Annotated in this window: 20 protein-coding genes; 19 read left to right on the top strand and 1 reads right to left on the bottom strand. The window is 43.1% G+C overall.

Annotated features, from left to right (window positions below; all coding sequences use genetic code 11):
* From AC4E96_RS06985 to AC4E96_RS06965, 5 genes are all read left to right on the top strand, one after another.
* On the top strand, positions 1-310 hold a 310-nt coding region (locus AC4E96_RS06985; RefSeq protein WP_490255325.1), incomplete at its 5' end, for a hypothetical protein.
* Positions 303-740, top strand: coding sequence for a hypothetical protein (locus AC4E96_RS06980; protein WP_490255324.1), 438 nt, complete (start codon positions 303-305; stop codon positions 738-740). The genes AC4E96_RS06985 and AC4E96_RS06980, both read left to right, overlap by 8 nt.
* A 188-nt stretch (positions 741-928) precedes the next feature.
* Positions 929-1,087 carry a hypothetical protein gene (locus AC4E96_RS06975; protein WP_488034245.1) on the top strand — a complete coding sequence of 53 codons (159 nt, stop codon included), beginning with the start codon at positions 929-931 and terminating at the stop codon, positions 1,085-1,087.
* The gene (locus AC4E96_RS06970) at positions 1,077-1,430 is read left to right on the top strand and encodes a Fic/DOC family protein (RefSeq protein WP_490255323.1); all 354 of its coding nucleotides are present in this window, start codon (positions 1,077-1,079) and stop codon (positions 1,428-1,430) included. Before AC4E96_RS06975 ends, AC4E96_RS06970 begins: the two co-directional genes overlap by 11 nt.
* On the top strand, positions 1,339-1,671 hold the full coding sequence (locus AC4E96_RS06965) for a Fic family protein (RefSeq protein WP_490255322.1): 333 nt from the start codon (positions 1,339-1,341) through the stop codon (positions 1,669-1,671). The genes AC4E96_RS06970 and AC4E96_RS06965 overlap by 92 nt, the downstream gene beginning before the upstream one ends.
* Positions 1,672-1,778: 107 nt before the next feature.
* On the opposite strand, the gene AC4E96_RS06960 is transcribed toward AC4E96_RS06965, so the two are convergent.
* Positions 1,779-4,874, bottom strand: coding sequence for a hypothetical protein (locus AC4E96_RS06960; RefSeq protein ID WP_490255321.1), 3,096 nt, complete (start codon positions 4,872-4,874; stop codon positions 1,779-1,781).
* Between the two features lie 352 nt (positions 4,875-5,226).
* On the opposite strand from AC4E96_RS06960, the gene mraZ reads away from it, so the two are divergent.
* The 14 genes from mraZ to ftsA are packed head-to-tail and all read left to right on the top strand — an operon-like array spanning position 5,227 to position 21,412.
* Positions 5,227-5,685: a division/cell wall cluster transcriptional repressor MraZ gene (mraZ, locus tag AC4E96_RS06955; RefSeq protein WP_488034047.1), complete on the top strand. Its 459-nt coding sequence runs from the start codon at positions 5,227-5,229 to the stop codon at positions 5,683-5,685.
* Positions 5,686-5,712: 27 nt separating this feature from the next.
* Positions 5,713-6,648, top strand: coding sequence for a 16S rRNA (cytosine(1402)-N(4))-methyltransferase RsmH (gene rsmH / locus AC4E96_RS06950; RefSeq protein ID WP_488034048.1), 936 nt, complete (start codon positions 5,713-5,715; stop codon positions 6,646-6,648).
* On the top strand, positions 6,645-6,974 hold the full coding sequence (ftsL, locus tag AC4E96_RS06945) for a cell division protein FtsL (RefSeq protein WP_488034049.1): 330 nt from the start codon (positions 6,645-6,647) through the stop codon (positions 6,972-6,974). The genes rsmH and ftsL overlap by 4 nt, the downstream gene beginning before the upstream one ends.
* Positions 6,971-8,815 carry a penicillin-binding transpeptidase domain-containing protein gene (locus tag AC4E96_RS06940; protein ID WP_490255320.1) on the top strand — a complete coding sequence of 615 codons (1,845 nt, stop codon included), beginning with the start codon at positions 6,971-6,973 and terminating at the stop codon, positions 8,813-8,815. The genes ftsL and AC4E96_RS06940 overlap by 4 nt, the downstream gene beginning before the upstream one ends.
* The gene (locus tag AC4E96_RS06935) at positions 8,799-10,502 is read left to right on the top strand and encodes a Mur ligase family protein (RefSeq protein WP_490255319.1); all 1,704 of its coding nucleotides are present in this window, start codon (positions 8,799-8,801) and stop codon (positions 10,500-10,502) included. The genes AC4E96_RS06940 and AC4E96_RS06935 overlap by 17 nt, the downstream gene beginning before the upstream one ends.
* The gene (locus AC4E96_RS06930; protein WP_490255318.1) at positions 10,499-12,082 is read left to right on the top strand and encodes a UDP-N-acetylmuramoyl-tripeptide--D-alanyl-D-alanine ligase; all 1,584 of its coding nucleotides are present in this window, start codon (positions 10,499-10,501) and stop codon (positions 12,080-12,082) included. The genes AC4E96_RS06935 and AC4E96_RS06930 overlap by 4 nt, the downstream gene beginning before the upstream one ends.
* Before the next feature lie 3 nt (positions 12,083-12,085).
* Entirely contained in the window at positions 12,086-13,168 is a 1,083-nt protein-coding gene (gene mraY, locus AC4E96_RS06925) for a phospho-N-acetylmuramoyl-pentapeptide-transferase (protein WP_488034053.1), read from the top strand.
* A gap of 58 nt (positions 13,169-13,226) precedes the next feature.
* A complete protein-coding gene (gene murD, locus AC4E96_RS06920) occupies positions 13,227-14,663 on the top strand; it encodes a UDP-N-acetylmuramoyl-L-alanine--D-glutamate ligase (RefSeq protein ID WP_490255317.1) in 1,437 nt (478 codons plus the stop codon).
* The gene (ftsW, locus tag AC4E96_RS06915; protein ID WP_490255316.1) at positions 14,656-15,870 is read left to right on the top strand and encodes a cell division protein FtsW; all 1,215 of its coding nucleotides are present in this window, start codon (positions 14,656-14,658) and stop codon (positions 15,868-15,870) included. The genes murD and ftsW overlap by 8 nt, the downstream gene beginning before the upstream one ends.
* Complete coding sequence (gene murG, locus AC4E96_RS06910; protein ID WP_488034056.1) at positions 15,854-16,960, top strand: undecaprenyldiphospho-muramoylpentapeptide beta-N-acetylglucosaminyltransferase; 1,107 nt, start codon at positions 15,854-15,856, stop codon at positions 16,958-16,960. Before ftsW ends, murG begins: the two co-directional genes overlap by 17 nt.
* A 33-nt stretch (positions 16,961-16,993) precedes the next feature.
* Positions 16,994-18,406, top strand: coding sequence for a UDP-N-acetylmuramate--L-alanine ligase (murC, locus tag AC4E96_RS06905; protein ID WP_490255328.1), 1,413 nt, complete (start codon positions 16,994-16,996; stop codon positions 18,404-18,406).
* The gene (locus AC4E96_RS06900; protein WP_490255315.1) at positions 18,403-19,398 is read left to right on the top strand and encodes a D-alanine--D-alanine ligase; all 996 of its coding nucleotides are present in this window, start codon (positions 18,403-18,405) and stop codon (positions 19,396-19,398) included. The genes murC and AC4E96_RS06900 overlap by 4 nt, the downstream gene beginning before the upstream one ends.
* A gap of 5 nt (positions 19,399-19,403) precedes the next feature.
* Positions 19,404-20,165, top strand: coding sequence for a cell division protein FtsQ/DivIB (locus tag AC4E96_RS06895; RefSeq protein WP_490255314.1), 762 nt, complete (start codon positions 19,404-19,406; stop codon positions 20,163-20,165).
* A gap of 17 nt (positions 20,166-20,182) precedes the next feature.
* Positions 20,183-21,412: a cell division protein FtsA gene (gene ftsA / locus AC4E96_RS06890; protein WP_488033442.1), complete on the top strand. Its 1,230-nt coding sequence runs from the start codon at positions 20,183-20,185 to the stop codon at positions 21,410-21,412.
* Positions 21,413-21,431: the final 19 nt, after the last annotated feature.

Raw genomic sequence — 21,431 nt, 5'->3', positions numbered from 1 at the left:
AAAAACACAGGAACTTAAAGAAAGTTCACAAAACTCTGCTGAAAAGACAGAAAAAAAGTGGGAAGAGTTAAAAAAACTACAACAAGGCGAAGGCTCAACAACTGATGCAACAGAGGCGATTCAAGAAAGTACTGCAGCTAACGAAGAGCTAGTTGGTGCTCTTGCTGAAGCTGTGGAAGCTGGGGGGAATCTACCGGGAACATCTACTTCAGGTAGTACTGTACCAACCTCTGCAACAGATGTAGTTACAGGAGGAGTGGCAGAAGGCGTTAAAACAGTTTTGAAAGAGGCGGATAAACACATTGAATAAACATAAGAACATCGCATTTTTTACTGGGCTGGCCACATTGGTTGTGGCAATTAGCTTGGTGAATGTTAATACCCTTACCTGTATGTATTATCGGTTTAATAATGTAACTAAATTGGATACAGGCAAATATAAGTTCGAAATTGGAGCAAGTTATTATATTTTCAGTTCAGACTTAGAAGCAAAAACTTGGGTTATTTTCAACAAGAACAACGATGCTTACCCTATTGTTATAAAGGTTGATAAAGAAATTACTGGTGAATTCCTAACTGAGACTGCGGGATATGAATTAGAACATGAACAAGCCGTTTGTACGATATACAAAAAGGAGCAGGATTTGATTATAGACTACAACCATTCTGTATTCGGAAACATTGAACTTAAAACACCTGATTTATTTGACGTAAATTTTGCTTGTGACGTGTTTAGGTGAGTCAAACAAAGTTCTAATTTTTAATCCAAAGCCTCGCATCTGAAATGCCACCTTATACTTGGATGAAGTGCCCCGCAATAGTTGGGCATTCCAATTACTAAAGCTTTTGTTGTTAGCATAAATAAATAGACTGCAAAATGGCAATTTGAGTTTTACTAAGTTAAAATTAAAGACACTTGGGAGGAGTTATGGCACCGACAATTACCACTTCTAGCAACAACCAAAAATCAAAATTTACGCCTAAAATGGAAAACTTTAAGGTTAGCTTAAGCTACGAAGGCCTATCACTAAAAAAGAATGGTGAAGGCAAATCATTGGATGAGCTGAAACGTAAATATGCGAGATAAATACGGAGTAGCAAGCGATAAATATTGCTACTCTGATTCTGATGTTTTAATTAACCTTTTAAACATTAGAGACCCCGATATACTCAGTGAAGCTGAGGCTGAATTTACAGCAGAGCGTTACAGAACTTATAACCCATCACAAAACACAATATCCGACTTTACGTTTGAGCACTTAAAACAGCTGCATTTCCATTTATTTCAAGACTTATATGTTTGGGCTGGCGAAACAAGAGATGTAGATATCTCAAAAGGTGAGACTCGCTTTTGTACTTGGACTCGAATTGAGCCAGAGGCGCAAAAAACTATTCAATACCATTCCCGATCTAGCTCAATGCAAAAATAATAATGAGCTTATTGAAAAAGTAGCAGATCTATTTTGTGAGCTTAATTTGCTTCACCCATTTCGAGAAGGAAATGGTAGAGTGCTTAGATTCTTTTTTGAGGAGATGTTATATACGCTCGGCTATGACATCACATGGCCTAGAATATCTCGCCAAAACTGGATAAATGCAAATGTCGCGGGAGTAAATTTAAACCTTGAGCCACTAAAAATAATCTTCAGCCGAGCAATTTCTACGCTTTAGCTTTTTTAAGTTAGTTATTAATTTAGTCCAGTTAAGTCATGGGCGTTTTTGTGCCTCCAACAAATCTACACGCCAACTTCAAAACGAAGTTGGCAGTGTAAAAACAATTAATAATTGTATTTCAGGCTCAGCCAAGCTTGCGTGTCTTCTTCGTCAGCTTCTAAACGCTTTTCAGTGACATTCGCCAAGCCAAATTCAATACCGATTCCGGTCAAACTCAATCCAACCAAATCAACGGCCATCTTGCCTCTAATACCATAGATACTAAATTCTTGATCGGTATTTTGAGTCGATGAGAAGTTGTTTCTCGATTGAGATTCCAGCTCAAGGTCAGAGTAGTAAACTTGGAAGCTGCCTTTTGGACCAAGGCTCACGGTATTGCGAGTAAACTGGTTACCCGTTGCCTTTGCAAACGGCAGTTCTGGAATAAAGACCCAATTCGGTAGGTTGTGGCTTGCTACAATTGTGGAGTCCAAACCGCCGAAACTTAATAAGTTAACGTCACTGTCATCTCGAGTCGCCCAAGTGTGTTCTGCCGTTAGCGACACATCTAACCATGTTGCGCCCATTAAAAACGAGCCTTGATGACCATTCCAGGAGTATTTGTCTGCCTTGTTATTTGAAAGCTCGGTTTCACCGGTGATCCAAGTTATGTCACTCGACTGAAATACTGCAAAAGATTGAACATCGTAAGACAGCCTTTGTTTGTGACCAATCTGGAACGAACGTTCACTGTTTCCAGTACTCTCAATCAATGTCGTTATAGGATTTCCATCATTGTCATATTCGGTTGTGGTGAATGCGGCGTCATCCAAACGAGTGTAGGCTAATGTTGAATTGAGCTCTCCGCGATAAGTCTCTAACCAGCCACTATAAATGCCATAACTCCAATCAGCGTTGATGTTAAAGCCATCTTTGTTAATGGTGGTTCCGAATACTTCGCTAGACTGTTTTGATGGGTCTAGTTCTAACGAGAAGGCATTAGCCGTGAGGTTCACAGGCCAGCCTTTCCAGCTGACATAGCCACTATAACCTGAAAGCGCATCGTCAAAGCCTGCGGTCACCATCCAGCTTAATCGTTGCATTAAATCAGCGCCTTTCACACCAATTTCAAATAGGTTGGTCGAAGTGGTACTGCTAGTCCCGGCTAAAATGAGTGACATATCTTGATCGCCCAAGCCCGCATCGGAGTTGTATGGCACCGAAGAATTGTTTACAAATTCATTTGACGTACCAGCCAATGGCATTAAATATTTGGAGTCCGTATTCTTGGTGTATTCAGTGCGCGCAGTCTGTGACTGTGGAATGGCAACATCAACGACTTTATTGTCTGTGTCGGCCATTGGTTGTACATAGAGGTTTGGACCGGTAGAACGAGTTGAGGCATAAACCAAACGCGATTCACCTTCTTGATTCCACAAAGTTGGCCAAGCGACTGGGTGTTCGCCATTAGTAATTCGGCTCAGTGAATCACTTTTTAAATTGTATTTATAGGTAAACAATTGGTTGTTTTGACTGGCGACAAATAACAAGGATTCACCATCTGGTGTCCAATTCAAATAAGACAAGAATTGATAATTGCTCGGTAGCGCGATGGTTTTTTCTGAGCTTAATTTTCCAACTTGCTTATCACCTAACTTTTCTTCTTTACCAACATCTAACTGGCCTAGTTTTACTAGCCAGTTGCCATTTGTGCTTCTTGATAAGTAGGCTAACTGTTTTTGGTTGTTCGGGTTGAGTCTAGGGAAGTCATAGCTTTTTTCTAGAGAAGGGGCTTTTAGCTCAGTCACTGAGGCTTGTTTATCTAAGCTTAATTGAGCTATCTCAATTTTAACCATGCTTGATTTACCAAACTCGTTTCGCTCTGCTACAACAAACTGACCATCACTAGAAATATCAAAGCGGCGAAGATTCATGCTTGTTGTCAGTTGTTCGACTTTGCCTGATTCAATATCCCATTTAAACAAGTCTTGGTGCTGGTGACCTTGATTATCGGTCGAGCTAGCAACATAAAGAACGACTTCTTCGTTCAACCATCTCGGGAAGCGAACGCCTTTTCCGTTGATTGAGTTTAAGGCGATGATTTGTTTGCTGTTAAATACTGCTGGCTTGTTATCCGGGATATCTTGCGGATCGTCTTCTAAAATAGACGCGTTTTTCTTTTCAAAACGTTCAATGGCTTTGGTATTGATACCGGTTTCATAAACAGACAGTGTATATTTTGGCGAGGTGTCGTTGGTGGCTTCTATTGCCAAAAACTTACTTTGATCTGGGCTAAATGTCGGTGAACGCAGTTCAAAATTAGCATCAAACCACAACTCGGCGCTGTCGTTCTGTTGCTCGCTATTCATCGCCATTTGGGTATATTCAGCAACAAATCTTTTGTAAAGCTGTGCGGCCGGCTGTTGAAAAATGCCCTTAAACGCTTTATCAAAATCGCGATTTGCTTCGCCGCGCATTCTTGTCCACACTGCATCTAAGTGTTGTTCAGAATATTCTTTTTCTAACCAAGCTAAAAAGCGTGCGCCAACCAAATAGGCCATTGACCCTGCCTTGTAGCTGCCCGTTGTCGAGCTTAACTGTGAATATTTTGGCAAAGCACCTTCGCGAGCAAATTGTAAAATTATTGCTTCAACTTGTGCGTCATACAAACGGCCACGTCCAGTTAGCTTAGATTCTAGTAATGTTGCATAACCTTCCGCAGCCCAACGAGTCAACCCTGACGCATAAGCATCATACAAGTCATTGTATTTTCTTAATGTTTGACGCCATGATGCTCTGTCCTTTTGTCCCAAATGAACCAGATGAACATATTCATGTAAGGCTAATAACTGCGACCAGCTGTCACTGTTACTGATGATAGAGTCCGACAACGCAGACGTAGCAAACAACGCCATAAATGGCTTGTTGCTGAACGAGATGGCAAAACCATTTGAGCTGTTTAAAGGATCAAACACAACGACATCGACTTTTTCTGTCAGAGTACGGCTTTGTTGCTGAGCTATTAATTGCTGCGAATGCTCCAATTCATTCGCGGCATCAAAGGCCCAGTCTTGATAGTTTGGCGTGTAATGAATTTTAAAATTGGCCGTTTCTAAAATTTGCCAGTCTTGTTTGGGATTAAGAATTTCTTGTGCATTCGAACTAAAAGAAGTGAATACAGCAGAGGCTAATAATAAAACAGATGAAACAACGGACTTCAAAGCAACTTTCCTTGTAAAAAATTATGCCGAATAAAAATACAATAACGTTCGTTCTCAATCAATTAAAAGGCAGAGTGATGAGTGGTTTAGATGTAACAAGGTGTTTTAGTGCTAGCAGCGAATCGCCTAAACGATCTTTTTCGATCAATCTCCCCACTTTTCCCCACTATTTTCATTGTCTTACTTATATCCCTTATTTTAATTGATTTGAGCGGCAATTTATTGCCGTTTCTTTGCTTGACTTTAGGTTGTTTAACGGCTTAAATTGTGAATTAGTGGGAAATTGTGGGATAAATTGGATCTCATACCCAAAAAAATTCGGTGGAAATAACAACCACAATATGGAGCCAGCATGTTTCGCGGAGCGAACACTTTATCTTTAGACAACAAAGGACGGTTATCGATTCCAACTCGATACCGTGAAGTTTTGCTGTCTGAGTCTGAAGGTAAAATGGTTTGTACGGTCGACTTGCACCAGTCCTGTTTGTTGTTATATCCCTTGATTGAATGGGAAGACGTTGAGTTTAAATTGCGTCAATTATCCTCTATGAATCCTCATGAGCGCCGTGTTCAACGCGTGTTATTAGGCAACGCTCACGAGGTCGACATGGATAAGTCGGGACGTATTTTAGTACCTGCTCAGTTACGCCAGCACGCTGGTTTAGAAAAGTCGATTGTTTTGAGCGGTCAGTTAAATAAATTCGAAATGTGGTCTGAAGTGCAGTGGCAAGCTCAGATGGAAGAAGATATTGAAACCGAGCTGGCAGGTAATTATGAATTAACCGATCGATTAAAAGACTTTTCATTTTAATCGACCCAATAGGCAAACGGCAGCAAAATGACAGCACACGTATCGGTATTATTACAAGAATCTATAGACGGCTTAGCGATTAAGCCTGACGGCATTTATATAGATTGTACATTTGGACGCGGTGGCCATTCTTCACATATTCTAGAACAATTGGGTGATGAGGGACGTCTCATCGCCATCGACCGAGACCCTACGGCAATTGAAGCGGCAAAACGATTTGCAGATGTCGCCAACTTCACTATCGAACACACGCCTTTTTCAGAGATCCTTGCGGTTGCGCAAAAACACGACGTTGTCGGTAAAGTCGACGGTATTTTGATGGATTTAGGGGTTTCTTCACCGCAATTAGATGAAGCCGATCGCGGTTTTAGTTTTATGAAACCAGGCCCATTAGATATGCGCATGGACTTCACCCGTGGTATTTCCGCGGCGGACTGGCTAGCAAAAGCGGAAGAAGACGACATTGTTTTTGCGCTAAAGACTTACGGTGAAGAAAAATTCGCTCGTAAAATCGCTCGCAAGATCATTAACACACGCGACGAGTCGCCATTGTTAACAACAACCGATTTGGCGAATTTGGTTGCCTCTACTGTGCCAAAGAGCAAGGTAGAAAAGAAACACCCAGCCACTCGTACGTTCCAAGGTATTCGCATTTATATCAACAGTGAGTTGGTTGAAATTGAAAAGGCCCTTGAGTCTTCACTAGAAGTACTTAAACCAACAGGTCGCTTATCAGTGATTAGCTTCCATTCGTTGGAAGATCGCATTGTAAAACAGTTCATTCGTAAGGAAAGCAAGGGCAAACAAGTCCCTCGAGGCTTACCTATGACTGAAGCTGAATTGAACGTAGGTATTAAATTAAAGCCGATTGGCAAAGCAATAAAGCCATCGGAACAAGAAATTGCTAGCAATAGCCGTGCGCGCAGCTCCGTCTTGAGAGTCGCTGAAAGATTATCGACATGAACATAACTATAACAAATGTCATCGATGCTCAATTAGCTCGTTATATTCTCAAAGACATACGTAAGTATTCACTTACAGTGGGGCTTCTGCTGCTCAATGTTGTCGCTGCTACGGCAGTGGTGCACTGGGCACAGTTAAATAGACAAATGGTGATCCAACAAGATGTCTTGTTGCAACAGCGCGATGACATCGACGTACATTGGCGCCATTTGTTGTTAGAACAGCGAGCGTTGGCCGAACACAGTCGTGTCGAGCAAATCGCCCGTGAACGTTTAAATATGAGTCGTCCGACAACAGATGAAGAGGTGGTGGTTACCTTGCCATGAAGGACTGGTTGAACGAAAAGAAAAACAACAAAAAATCGACAACCAAACGCACCAAAAAAGGGGCAGTGGCCTCGTCTGTCCAAAAATCCAATAGAAAGAACATTCACGCTAAACAAAAAGCCAAACCGACCGTCAATCGCTGGCGTTTTCAGTTCGTTGTTGTTTGTTTAGTCTTGGTCTTTGGCTCGGTTGTTACTCGCGCCGCTTATCTGCAAATTATTCAACCAGAACGCCTAATCAAAGAAGGCGACAACCGCACGGTCCGCGTTAAAAAATCATCCGTTCAACGTGGCATGATCACCGATCGTCACGGTAACGAACTCGCTGTTAGTGTTCCAGTTCAAACCATTTGGGCCGATCCTAAACGCGTTTTGGAATATCCAGAGTTTGATACAGACGTGCGTTGGAAAGCCTTGGCTAAAGTCCTGCAAATGGAAGAGCAAGAGCTCATCGCCAGAATTACCAACAACCACAACAAGCGCTTTATTTATCTAAAACGCAAAACCAACCCAGTGGTTGCCGACTATGTCGAGCAGTTGCGTATTCCGGGTGTACGTTTGCGTGAGGAATCAAAACGTTATTACCCAGCGGGTGAAATTACCGCTCACGTCGTTGGTTTTACCAATATCGACGGCGAAGGTATTGAAGGCATCGAACTTCGCCACAATGACTGGATGGTAGGCACACCAGGCAAACGTAAGATCATTAAAGATGCCAAGGGCCGTGAAATTGAAATCATTGAAGAGCAAAAAGGCTCAGAGCCCCAAGACATCACTTTAACCATTGATCAGCGTATTCAGTCGGTGGTTTATCAAGAGCTGAAAAAAGCCGTGCAAACCTTTGAAGCCGCTTCTGGTAGTGCCATTGTGGTTGATGTTGAAACAGCAGAAGTTCTGGCTATGGTGAACAGCCCATCATTTAACCCAAACAACCGCACCAACGTTCCGGTTCATCGTTTTAGAAACCGTGCCATCACTGATACTTTTGAGCCGGGCTCAACCATGAAGCCACTGTCAGTTATTAACGCGTTAGAATACGGTTCATACGGCACTCTCGACTTGGTCGATACTTCGCCAGGTTACATGCGTTTAGGTGGTCGTCGTGTTTCTGATCCTCGCAACCGCGGACTATTGAGCTTGGCGGATGTTTTAAAATATTCATCAAATATGGGCTCAACAAAATTAGCTTTATCAACACCAAAAGAATCGTTTTTGGAGCTTTACTATGACATGGGCTTAGTTGACCAGTCGGGCGTTGACTTGGTCGGTGAAAGTACTGGTTTGTTTAATGACCGTCGTCGTTGGTCTGACTCAGAAATTGCAAGTTTGTCCTTTGGTTATGGTATTTCGGTTACGGCCGCTCAGTTAGCAAGAATGTACACGACGATTGGAGCGGGTGGTATCAGTCGTCCACTTTCAATTATTAAAACAGGCGTCGAAAAACCACAAAAACGCATTATTTCAGAAGAAACTGCCATCAGTGTTTTAAATATGATGGAAAGCGTGGTGAGTGAAGAAGGCTCTGGTAAAAATGCAATCGTTCCTGGTTATCGTGTTGCAGGTAAAACAGGGACGAGTCAAAAGGCAACTGCGGGTGGTTATGGTCATGATTACGTCAATGCCTTTGCTGGTGTTGGCCCAGTTTCAAATCCAAAAATCGCAGTGGTTGTCGTCCTAAACGACCCTAAAGGTGATTATTATTACGGTGGCGAAACCGCTGCCCCAACCTTTGGCAAAATAATGCAAGAGACCCTTCGTATGTTAAACGTCGCTCCCGACGCAGCAGGGGACAAAAAGATCCAGTTAGCGGATATAAGGCGCAAGCATGAAAACGTTAACTAATAGTCAACAAATTGCAGAGTCTTTAAAGGCTCATTTAGAAAAAGCGCTCGACCTGCAGCAAGGAGAAAATAGCGCTTTAAAAACAACGAACAGTCGAATTTTACAAGATAGCCGTCTTATTAGACGGTTTGACGTTTTTGTTGCCTTAGCCGGACATGACTTAAATGGCATAGATTTTATTGAGTCTGCTATCAAAAACGGGGCAAGTGCGGTCGTCATTGATGAAGCCTGTTTTGTTGCTCAAGAGAGTGAAAACAATATCCCCGATAAAGATGGAATACCAACCAATACAAAACGCGATTTAGTTGAACAACTTCAAAAAGCGCATCCAGAAGTTATCTTTATTTGTGTACCAGAACTGCGAGCGCAGTTAGCTGATTTGTGTCAGGCGTTTTATTTCCAACATGGTCAGCCTATGCCAATAATTGGTATTACGGGTACCAATGGAAAAACCTCAATCAGTCATTTGTTAGCGCAAATTGCTGAGTTATCGCTTGGTAAGCCAAGCTTTAACCAAGCATCAAGTATTAATCACGAGCAAAACCAAGGTTCTAACCAACAACACGGCTCAGTTGGCAGTTGTGCAGTCATTGGCACAATGGGCACAGGTCACTATCAATCTATGGTGCCATCAAATAACACGACACCGGGCATTACCGATGTGTATCGTCTTTTGTCAGAGTTTGAACAAGATCCAAATCACACATTTAAAGCCGTAGCGATGGAAGTTTCTTCACATGCGCTCGCGCAAGGCCGAGTCGATGGTCTGAGCTTTGAGACGGCTGTATTTACTAATCTGACTCACGAACACCTTGATTATCACGGGACTATGGACGCCTATTTTAATGAAAAGGCTAAATTGTTTATTAAGCACCGCCCGAATAACTCTGTTATCAATATTGATGATGAGTATGGCTTAAAACTTGTTGATATTTTGCCTCAAGAGCAGCGCATCATTGCTGTGGGTGAAACCAAAAAGACCCTCGGTTTTGAAGAGTACGTTTGGATTAAACAAATAGATTGTCACGCCTATGGTTTGCAAGTCGAACTAGATTGGCAAATTGGTGGTAGCCACGAATGCACCACCCTTAACTTACCTCTTTACGGTGCATTTAATGCGGCTAATATCGCTGCGGTATTTGCAACGGCCGTCGTGTCGGGTTGGTCTTTCGATAGCCAAAAATTTACTGAATTAACACCAGTACCGGGGCGCCTAGAATTATTTGTTGAACCAAACAAACCGATTGCCATTGTTGACTATGCACATACACCAGATGCGTTAGAAGCGAGTTTAAAAGCAGCGAAACAACATTTGTCAGGTAGACTTATTTTGGTTTTTGGTTGTGGCGGCGACAGAGATACAAGCAAGCGTCCTTTAATGGCGAAGGTGGCGGAAAAATACGCAAACAGTGTCATCGTGACCAATGATAACCCGAGAACGGAGAGCCAAGAGCAAATCGTTAGTGATATCATGGCAGGATTCGAAACCCCGGCTCAACATCAGGTTGAATATGACCGCAAAGAAGCCATCCAGTTGGCGTTGCAACAAGCCGAAGAGGGTGATGCAGTTTTAATTGCCGGCAAAGGCCACGAAGCGTACCAAATTATCGGAAAACAAGTGTTCGACTACGATGAACGAGCTTTTGTTGCGGGTCTTTTGAGTTCGGCTCAAGAAGGTATTTTATGATCAAAGCAGATTTGAATTGGTTATCAAACGTCTTAGCGGTTGCACCTACGCACCCGAAAGGCTGCCAATTGATAGATAGTACTGCGAGTATTGACGAGATTTCGACAGATAGTCGTCATATTAAGCAAGGCCAGGTTTTCTTGGCATTAAAAGGGCCATCTTTTGATGGTTCTAAATTCGTCGCGGACGTAATTAAAAAAGGCGCAATTGCCGTCATTGTTGAACAAGCCGTCGAGCAAGATATTGTTCAGTTTGTTGTCCCAGATACATTGAAAGCACTAGGTCAGATTGGTCGTGCTGTCGCTAAGACTGTCAACACACCAAATATCGCCATGACAGGCTCGGTAGGCAAAACGTCAGTTAAAGAAATGTGCGCGGCAATCATGAGTCAAAAAGGTCAGGTTTTGGCGACCAATGGAAACTTTAATAATGAAATTGGTGTGCCGCTGACGCTACTTCGCTTCGAAGAACACCATGACTATGGTGTGATTGAACTTGGCGCGAATCATATTGGTGAAATCGATTATACCTCTTCACTCGTTGAGCCGGATGTTGCGATTTTGAATAACGTCGCACCTTCACATTTAGAAGGTTTTGGTAGTTTGGACGGAATTGTTCGTGCCAAAGGTGAGATCTTTAATCACCTTAAAGAAGGCGGTACAGCAATCATCAACGCAAATGCCGAAGCAGAACATCGAGCTTATTGGTTTAACAACTTGGCTGAGCAGTTTGCGACTCGTCCAGGCAAAGTTGTGTTATTTGGCGCCGATGTGGCACTAAATACCGCTACCGAACTAGACGCGGCTAGCGCGAACTCTGGTAACAAATCTGGCGCTAACCCTGGTATTAACTCGGGCATTAGCCCTGAACAAGTCGTTTTTGCGACCAATGTTAGTCTCGATGAAATGGCCTGCGCTCGCTTTACGCTAAATGTTAGAACTCAAGGCCGTGAGGACTTAGAGCAAATAGACATTCAGCTAACTGTCCCTGGTGAACACAATGTCAGTAATGCTCTTGCAGCGTGTGCGGCTTGTATGCAAGTTGGCGCAAGTTTACAAGATGTAAAATTGGGTTTAGCCGCAATGAAAGTGGTTCAAGGTCGGGTTAATCTTAAGCCGATAAATGATCATTTAATGCTGATTGATGATTCTTACAATGCCAATGTTCAGTCGGTAAAAGCTGCCATTGATTTATTGAGCAATTACAAAACTCATCAAATGTTGGTATTAGGTGATATGGGTGAACTTGGTGACGATGCTGAGTTTTACCATCAGGAAGTGGGCCAATACGCACAACAAAAAGGCATCCAACAGTTATTCACTTTAGGTGAATTAAGTGCATCGGCAACGACCGCATTTAATCAAAACAGCCAACAGGAAAAAACAACACAAAGCAGTGCTTATTTTTCATCAAGAGAAGAGTTAGTCACTGAATTAAATAAACAAATTACGCGAGTTAATGGAACAACATCGCCCGAAGTAACTGTGTTAGTTAAAGGTTCACGCAGTGCCCAGATGGAATTGGTCATTGAACAAGTCACTGCCTTGCGCACTGACGCTGATAAGAATAAAGGCAGATAACCTATGTTAGTTTGGTTGGCAGAATATTTAACCCAGTTTTATTCAGGCTTTAACGTATTTTCTTATTTAACATTTAGAGCGATTCTAAGTGTATTAACCGCAATGGGATTGTCTTTGTACTTCGGTCCAAAACTCATTCGAGCATTGCAAAAAATGCAAATCGGTCAAACGGTTCGTGATGACGGTCCAGAAAGTCACTTTAGTAAAGCCGGCACCCCAACAATGGGCGGTATTTTGATTCTTGGTGCGATTGTGATCAGTACCTTGTTATGGGCAGACCTTGGCAACAAATACGTTTGGGTCGTGATGGCCGTCGTTGTAGGTTATGGCATTGTTGGTTTTGTTGATGACTATCGCAAAGTCATTCGAAAAGACAGCAAAGGTTTGATCGCGCGCTGGAAATACTTTTGGCAATCGGTGATTGCAATTGGCGTTGCGGCCTATTTGTTTTTTACTTCTCAAGATCCAAATGAAACAGCGCTACTCGTTCCTTTCTTCAAAGAAGTCATGCCGCAATTAGGTTTGATGTATTTGCTGGTGGTGTACTTTACGGTTGTTGGTACGAGTAACGCAGTTAACTTAACCGATGGTTTAGATGGCTTGGCTATTGTTCCTACGGTTATGGTTGCTGGCGCATTGGCTTTGTTTGCTTATGTGACGAGTAACGTTAATTTTGCTGATTACCTACATATTCCTTATATCCCATTAGCTGATGAGCTGACGGTTGTTTGTACCGCGATTGTCGGTGCCGGGCTTGGTTTCTTATGGTTTAACACTTATCCAGCGCAAGTCTTTATGGGCGATGTAGGTTCGCTAGCTCTTGGTGGTGCGCTTGGCATCATCGCTGTCTTGGTTCGTCAAGAATTAGTGTTAGTCATCATGGGTGGCGTATTTGTTATGGAAACCTTGTCGGTGATTTTACAAGTAGGTTCTTACAAATTACGTGGTGAGCGCGTCTTTAAAATGGCACCGATTCATCACCATTACGAATTAAGTGGCTGGCCAGAACCACGAGTGATTGTCCGATTCTGGATCATCTCTTTAGTTCTAGTTTTAGTCGGCATTGCCACACTAAAACTGCGTTAATAAACCGCAGTTAATAAATAAGCCAGATAAAAACTCTGGAAAATAGTTAGGAAAATAAATGAAACAAACATCGACGTATCTTACATCCCTAAAAAACACTAAGGTTGCCTTGGTGGGTTTGGGTTTGACGGGCATGTCGATGCTGCGTTATTTGTTGGAAAACGGTGTTGTTCCGGATGTCTATGATTCAAGGCAAGCGCCGCCTATTAATTCACAAAGTGATGAGTTGTTAGCCCAGGTAACTTGTCAGTTTGGTGAAATTCCAACAAAACAATTTGCTGACTATGAATTGGTTTTGATTAGTCCTGGTATCAGCCTTTCCGAACCTGCGATTCAGTACGCACAAAATATTGGTATTGAGGTGTTTTGTGATATCGAGCTGTTTGCTCGTGTTAATACCAAACCTGTCATAGCCGTCACCGCTTCTAATGGTAAGTCTACCGTTGTTGCTTGGTTAACTGATTTTCTAAACAAAATTGGTCAACACGCTATCGCTTGCGGTAATTTTGGGGTGCCGGTTTTAGATGTCATTGACCAAGTCGCCGATGTCTATGTGATGGAGCTATCCAGTTTTCAGCTTGATACGACGTCGAGTCTAAAATGCCAAGCTGCTTCGGTGCTTAATATCACCCCCGATCATTTAGACCGTTATGCGAGCTTTGATGATTATGCTCAGTCCAAACGCAAAATTTATCGTCATGCCGATTTGGCTTTAGCCAATGGTGATGACGAGCTGACCCATTTTGATACTCAGTCTTTACAACAGTTTAATCCAGATGCACGTATACCAAGCGTGCAGTTTTTTGGCCTTCAAAACGAGCTGCACCCTTTGATGTGGAGCTATGAGCCAGAGACTGGGGATTTATTTCATCATCAACAGGTGATAGGTAATTTAAACCAAGGACAAATGCGAGGCCATCACAATGGCTTAAATGCTCTGGCCGTTTTGGCTCTGGCGTCTAGTTTAAATATTGCTGTGGATGAACATATTGATCAGCTATGGTCGTTCACAGGTCTGGTACACAGATGTCAGCCAGTAAAAGGCTGGCAAGGCATTCGTTTTATAGATGACTCAAAAGCCACAAATGTTGCTTCAACTATTGCAGCTGTTAATGGTTTAGGCACGGGCGCAACAGCAGGCCAAAATATTATTTTGATCGCCGGTGGCGATGCCAAAGGTGCGGATTTATCTGAACTAAAATCGGTTATTGACGAGAATGTCAAAACTCTTGTGGCATTAGGTAAAGACAAACATCAATTTGAGGCGTTTGTAGAACCTCATAAATTGAGTTTAGTTGAAGATATGGCTGAAGCCGTGAATGTCGCAGTAGAGAAAGCGCGCCGTGGTGATATTGTCTTGTTATCACCAGCGTGTGCCAGCATTGATATGTTCCAAAACTATCAAGCCAGAGCAGCAGCGTTTATTGCGGCTGTGCATCAAGTCACTAAAGACGAATCTGAAAACGCCGAGAGTACTGGAGCGTCAGATGAGTAGAATTGGTTTTGGTTTAGTGAATTTATCCAAACGCTCATTAGAGAGTGACAAGCCAGCCGCGCCCGCCTTTTACGACCGTACTTTGTTTATTTTGACTTTAGCTTTGATGTGTTTTGGTTGGGTAATGGTGACATCAGCATCGATGCCCGTTGCCGAAAAGCTTTACGGAAACGAATACTACATTTCTATTAAACACGCCGTCTTTATCGTGATTTCTCTAATCGCCATCACCACTGTTATTTTATTCAAAATGGAATGGTGGCAAAAATACAATATGCAGTTGTTACTTGTAGCCGCTGTGCTCTTGGTCCTAGTGTTGCTGGTGGGTAATACAGTAAACGGCAGTCGGCGCTGGCTGTCATTAGGTGTCTTTAATTTACAAGCAGCCGAAGTCGCAAAGCTGTTCTTTTTTGCGTTTTTGTCGGGCTACTTAGTCCGTCAACACGAACAGTTACTCGAAAACGTTAAAGGCTTTGCCAAGCCTCTTGTTGTATTTACGGTACTCGCTGTCTTGCTGCTACAACAACCTGACTTAGGTACCGTGATTGTTATGTTTGTTACAACGGTTGCCTTATTGTTTTTGGCGGGCGCTAAGATTTGGCAGTTCATAGCATTGATTGCGTGTGGTCTTTTGGCTGTGGTCAGTCTTATCTTGCTTGAGCCATATCGTTTGCGTCGTGTTACTGCGTTTTTGGATCCTTGGGCCGATCCATTTGGTAGCGGCTATCAGTTAACACAGTCTCTTATGGCATACGGACGTGGAGATTGGTTGGGTCTAGGGCTTGGTAACAGTATTCAAAAGCTCGACTATTTACCTGAAGCTCATACCGACTTTATTGCCGCTGTGGTGGCAGAAGAGTTAGGCTTTTTGGGTTTGGCGGCGTTAGTCATTGTGATGGGTTACTTGGTTTATCGCATTTTATTGATTGGTTCTAAAGCAATGGAGAAAGGGCAGCACTTTAGCGGTTACTTTGCTTATTCCATTGGTATTTGGATTGCCTTTCAGATTTTCGTAAACATAGGAGCAAGCACAGGCTTGTTACCCACTAAGGGTTTGACACTGCCTTTTATTTCATATGGTGGTAGCTCCATTATTGTATTTAGTGTGGCGATTGCTGTGGTGCTCAGAATTGACTATGAGTTAAGGCAAATACCGTTTAATCCAGACCAACAAAACAAGGAACTTGATCATGAGCAAGCAGTCTAAAGCCGTGATCATGGCTGGCGGAACGGGAGGACATATCTTCCCGGGTATCGCTCTGGCCGAGACATTAAAAGAGCACGATTGGCAAATTGATTGGATTGGTACCGCCGATCGAATGGAAGCCGACCTTGTTCCTAAACACGACATTCCTATTCACTTTATTGAAGTGCAAGGAGTAAGAGGCAATGGCTTAGTTCGTAAGCTTAAGATGCCGTTTATGCTATTAAAAGCGTTTCGACAAGCCCGAGCCATTTTGACTGAGCTAAAACCCGATGTTGTTATCGGTTTTGGTGGTTATGCATCTGGACCTGGCGGTTTGGCAGCGAAAAGTTTAGGTATTCCGGTTATTTTGCATGAACAAAATGCCGTGATGGGAATGACTAATCGCTACTTAAGCCGTATCGCCAAAAAGGTGTTGTTAGCGTTCCCAAATACCAGCAAATGCCCGGAATATGAAAACAACAAAGTAGAAGTTGTGGGCAACCCAGTCCGAAGTGACATCGCCAAGTTAAATAATGTTCTCAAGCGAACAATAAATGAGCACTCGCCGGCCCAAATTTTAGTAATTGGTGGTAGTCTAGGTGCCAAAGTATTGAATGAAAATATGGCTGTCCATTTGGCCCCGTTTTTAACTCTGAATGCTGGAGTTCAAATCCGTCACCAAGCTGGTAAAAACAACCATAAAGACGTACAAGAAAAATATAAAGAACACGGATTTGCTGAACAACAGGTCGAAGTCACTGACTTTATCGACGATATGCAAGACGCATTGCGCTGGGCCGACTTAGTTATTTGTCGCGCGGGTGCGCTAACGGTTTCAGAGGTCGCGGCATCGGGTAATGCGGCGATTTTTATTCCATTGCCTCATGCAGTCGATGATCATCAAACGGCCAATGCCCAAAGCCTCGTTGACGTTGGCGCGGCCCGAATTGTCCAGCAATCCAAACTAAATGAACAATTGCCTGAGGTACTGCACGAGTTATTGCATGCGCCTTCTTTGATTACAGATATGCAGCTCAAGGCAAAACAAAACGCAAATTTAGGCACGACCGCTCGCATGTTAAGTCTGTGCCAAGCATTTGGAAGTAGATAATTGAGTATTCAAGATAATATAGTTAACCCAGCCATGCGCCGTTTACAAACGTTGCACTTCATCGGTATTGGTGGTGCTGGTATGGGTGGTATTGCCGAAGTTTTATTAAACGAAGGTTATAGTGTTACAGGTTCTGACATCAACGAAAACGCCGTTGTTCAACGCCTTAAAGGCCTCGGTGCGACAGTGAGTATCGGTCACGCAAAAGAAAACGTTGAAAACGCCAGTGTTGTTGTGGTTTCTAGTGCGATTGACGAAACCAACGTTGAAATCATTGCCGCACGAGAATTGCGCATTCCTATTGTCCGCCGCGCTGAAATGCTAGCTGAGTTAATGCGTTTTCGCTTTGGTATTGCTATCGCAGGTACCCATGGTAAAACCACGACAACCAGTTTGATTGCCAGTATTTTTGCTGAAGCCGAACTAGACCCAACCTTTATCATTGGTGGTTTGTTAAATAGCGCGGGTACCAACGCACGACTTGGTAAAAGCCGTTATTTAATCGCCGAAGCTGACGAAAGCGACGCATCGTTTTTACATTTACAGCCATTGATTTCTGTTGTTACGAATATCGAAGCCGACCACATGGAAACCTATGATGGTGACTTCGAAAAAATGAAACAAACCTACATCGATTTTCTTCATAACTTGCCTTTTTATGGTCTGGCGACCATGTGTGGTGACGATCCAGAAGTACGAAATGTCGCAAAAGAGTTAGGTCGTCGTGTCGTTAGTTATGGTTTTGAAGAGCACAACGACTACGTTATCACTAACTTTGAGCAACAAGAGACTCGTACGTCTTTCACCATTACTCACAAAGGTGGTGAACTGTCTTTATCACTGAATTTACCTGGACGACACAATGCACTCAATGCAACCGCTGCCGTTGCTGTTGCTCATGAAGAAGGCATTGAAGATAAGTACATTATTGCTGCGCTTGAGAAGTTTGAAGGCATAGGTCGTCGCTTCCAGCAACACGGTGATTATGAAACGGGTAAAGGCTCAGTCAAATTAATGGATGACTACGGCCATCACCCAACTGAGGTTGCAGCGACGATTGATGCGGTGCGCGCGGCATGGCCAGAGCGCCGTATAGTTATGTGTTATCAACCACACAGATACAGCCGTACTCGTGATTTATACGATGACTTTACTCAAGTCCTATCAAAAGTGGATTGTTTGTTGTTACTCGAAGTTTACGCCGCGGGTGAAAAGCCAATTGCAGGCGCAGACGGCCGTAGCTTGGCACAGTCCATTCGCAACCGAAATATGGTCGACCCTATTTTTGTTGCGAAGCCAGAAGAGATTCCAGCTCAATTAGCTCATGTCATTAAAGATGGTGACGTCGTAATTACGCAAGGTGCAGGTAACATCAATTCTGTTATTAAGACCCTTATTGACTGTGAAATGAAAGTTGAAAAAATGTTAGAGGTGACGGAACTATGACCTCTGCGTTAACGCCTATCAATCTAGCCACATTAGACACTGCCAAATTTGGCAAAGTGGCGGTGATGTTTGGTGGTGAGTCGGCAGAGCGTGAAGTTTCTTTGGCATCAGGTCAGGCGGTACTAACGGCGCTTGAGTCTGTTGGGGTGAATGCGCATGCGTTTGACCCGAAAGACAAGAAACTGGACGATTTGTTGGTAGAAGGTTTTGACCGAGTGTTTATTGTATTACACGGTCGAGGCGGCGAAGACGGTAGTTTGCAAGGTGCTCTCTCACTCATGCAATTACCGTTTACAGGTAGTGGTCCACAAGGCTCTGCGTTCGCCATGGACAAAGTCAGAAGTAAATACTTGTTCAAAGGCGCTGATTTACCGACGGCACCCTTTATTGTCGCTCGTAAATCAAAACCACTGGATTTGGCGGTAACGTTAAATGCGCTCAACAATCGAGTGATGGTAAAACCTGCTAATGAAGGCTCGAGTATTGGCATGTCGCAAGCCAAAACAGTTGAAGAGTTAGAAAAAGCACTGGCAATAGCGTTTAAACACGATGATGAAGTGTTAATCGAGCAATGGGTAACGGGTCGTGAAGTGACAGTGAGTATCTTAAATGATACGGCCATGCCGTTGATTGAAATGCGTACGCCTAACGAGTTTTATGACTTTGAAGCTAAATATAAAAGTTCAACAACCGAGTATTTGTGTCCTGCTCCAATTGATAATGAATTAGCAGATCAAATTAAAGCGATTGCAGTACGAGCATTTGAATTGGTTGGTGGACGTTCGTGGGGAAGGGTCGATTTTTTAATTGATGAACACAACCAACCGTATTTGTTAGAGATTAATACGGTACCAGGAATGACGCCAAGTTCTTTAGTGCCAAAGTCTGCGGCCAATTTGGGCCTGAGTTTTGAACAGCTTGTGATCACTATTTTGGAGGACACAATGCCGTCACAAAATAGCGTTGCAGCAGCGAATCAGGTAAAGGGTTAACTGAAATGACGCAGGCAACAGTTAAAAAGTGGCAACGTTCCGGATTTTTAGTTGGATTTGTTTTCTTTTTAACGGTTATTTTATTGTTTGTATGGGGTTATAATAGCCTGTTCGATTGGGCCCAAAACAAAAATGACGCGCCAGTCGACCAAGTCGTGATTCACGGTCAATTAGACTTTTTAGATCGCGAGCAGCTAGAACAAAAAATAGAACACCAAATCGATGGCAGTTTTTTCACTATCGATGTGGCCAAGTTACAAAACAATTTATTAGAAAACCCGTGGGTGTACGCCGCATCAATTCGAAAAGAATGGCCGAGTACGATTCACGTGTTTGTGGTTGAACAAGACGTTTATGCCGTTTGGAATAACGACTTATTACTCAACCCATTTGGAGACGTATTTTATGCCGATGGCATAGAGGTCCCAAATTCACTGCCAAGGCTTTATGGCCCAGAGGGCAATGAAAAAGACGTATTAAAAGGGTATGTGCAAATGCAACACTTGTTGGAGTTGCACAACTTTAAAATCAGCGAGTTAGTTTTGTCGGAGCGATACGCTTGGCAGGTTTGGCTAGAGAAGGGGATTCACCTTAATTTAGGCCGCGCTGATAAAATGAAACGAGTACAACGTTTTGTTGATTTGTACCCGCTTTTGACTGAATATGACGATAAACAAGTCGCCAGAGTTGATTTGCGGTATGACATTGGATTAGCCGTGTCGTGGTTACAAAATAACATTATAAAAAATAACAATAATCAAAGTTAAGTGCGTAAGCGAATAATATGAGTTCAAGTGCGAAAGCCAATGATAGAAACTTGATAGTAGGCCTAGACGTCGGAACGTCTAAGGTAACTGCTGTGGTTGGAGAGATCACGCCAGATCAACAGATCAGTATTGTTGGTGTTGGACATCATGCAAGTAATGGCATGGATAAAGGCGGCGTTAATGACTTGAACCTAGTGATAGGCTCGGTACAAAAAGCCATCAATGAAGCTGAGTTAATGGCTGACTGTCGTATTTCATCAGTTTATTTAGCCATCAGTGGCAAACACATCTCATGTCAAAACGAAAGCGGCATGGTACCAATTCACGACTCAGAAGTGACAGCCGAAGACGTTGAAAACGTGATTCACGCAGCTAAAGCTGTGCCTATGGCCGCTGAGCGAAAAATGCTTCACGTTATGCCTCAAGAATTTTCTGTTGATATGCAAGAGGGCATTAAAAGTCCAGTTGGCATGTCAGGCGTCCGTATGGAAGCCAAAGTTCACATCGTGACCTGTTCTAATGACATGGCCAAAAACATCGTCAAGTGTGTTGAGCGCTGCGAACTTAAAGAAGATCAGTTGATTTTCAGTGCGTTAGCCTCAAGTTATGCGGTATTAACGGAAGATGAAAAAGAGTTAGGTGTTTGTGTTGTCGACATGGGCGGCGGTACATTGGATATCGCTATTTATGCTAACGGCGCGATTCGACATTCAGCGGTGTTACCAATAGCCGGTAATCAGGTCACTAACGATATTGCCAAAATTTTCAGAACGCCTATCGGCCATGCTGAAGACATCAAAGTAAAATACGGCGTAGCGTATCGCAATCTAGCGAGCGCCGAAGACAATATCGAAGTACCGAGTGTTGGTGGTAGACCAGCACGTATTATGTCGCGCCACACATTAGCGGAGGTTATCGAACCACGCTATCAAGAAATATTTGAATTGATTTTGGATGAGATTCGAAAGTCGGGATTAGAAGATCAAATTGCTGCAGGTATAGTGTTAACAGGCGGTACGGCAAAAATGACCGGTGCGGTTGACTATGCAGAACAAGTTTTTCAAATGCCAGTTCGAGTTGGGACGCCTTTAGGTGTCAAAGGACTAACAGAGTACGTACAAGACCCAAGTCACTCTACTGCGGTAGGACTGTTGCTATATGGAATGGAAAAACAACAGTCTCATGATGAAGAGAAGTCGCAGCAGTGGTGGCAAAGAGTGGTTAGTTGGTTCAAAGGCGAATTTTAAGAATTTATAGACGGAGAGA

The sequence above is a fragment of the Psychrosphaera sp. genome, from assembly GCF_982872775.1.
The sequence above is the reverse complement of the archived record's forward strand: the minus strand, read 5'-3'. Positions and strand labels throughout refer to the sequence as shown.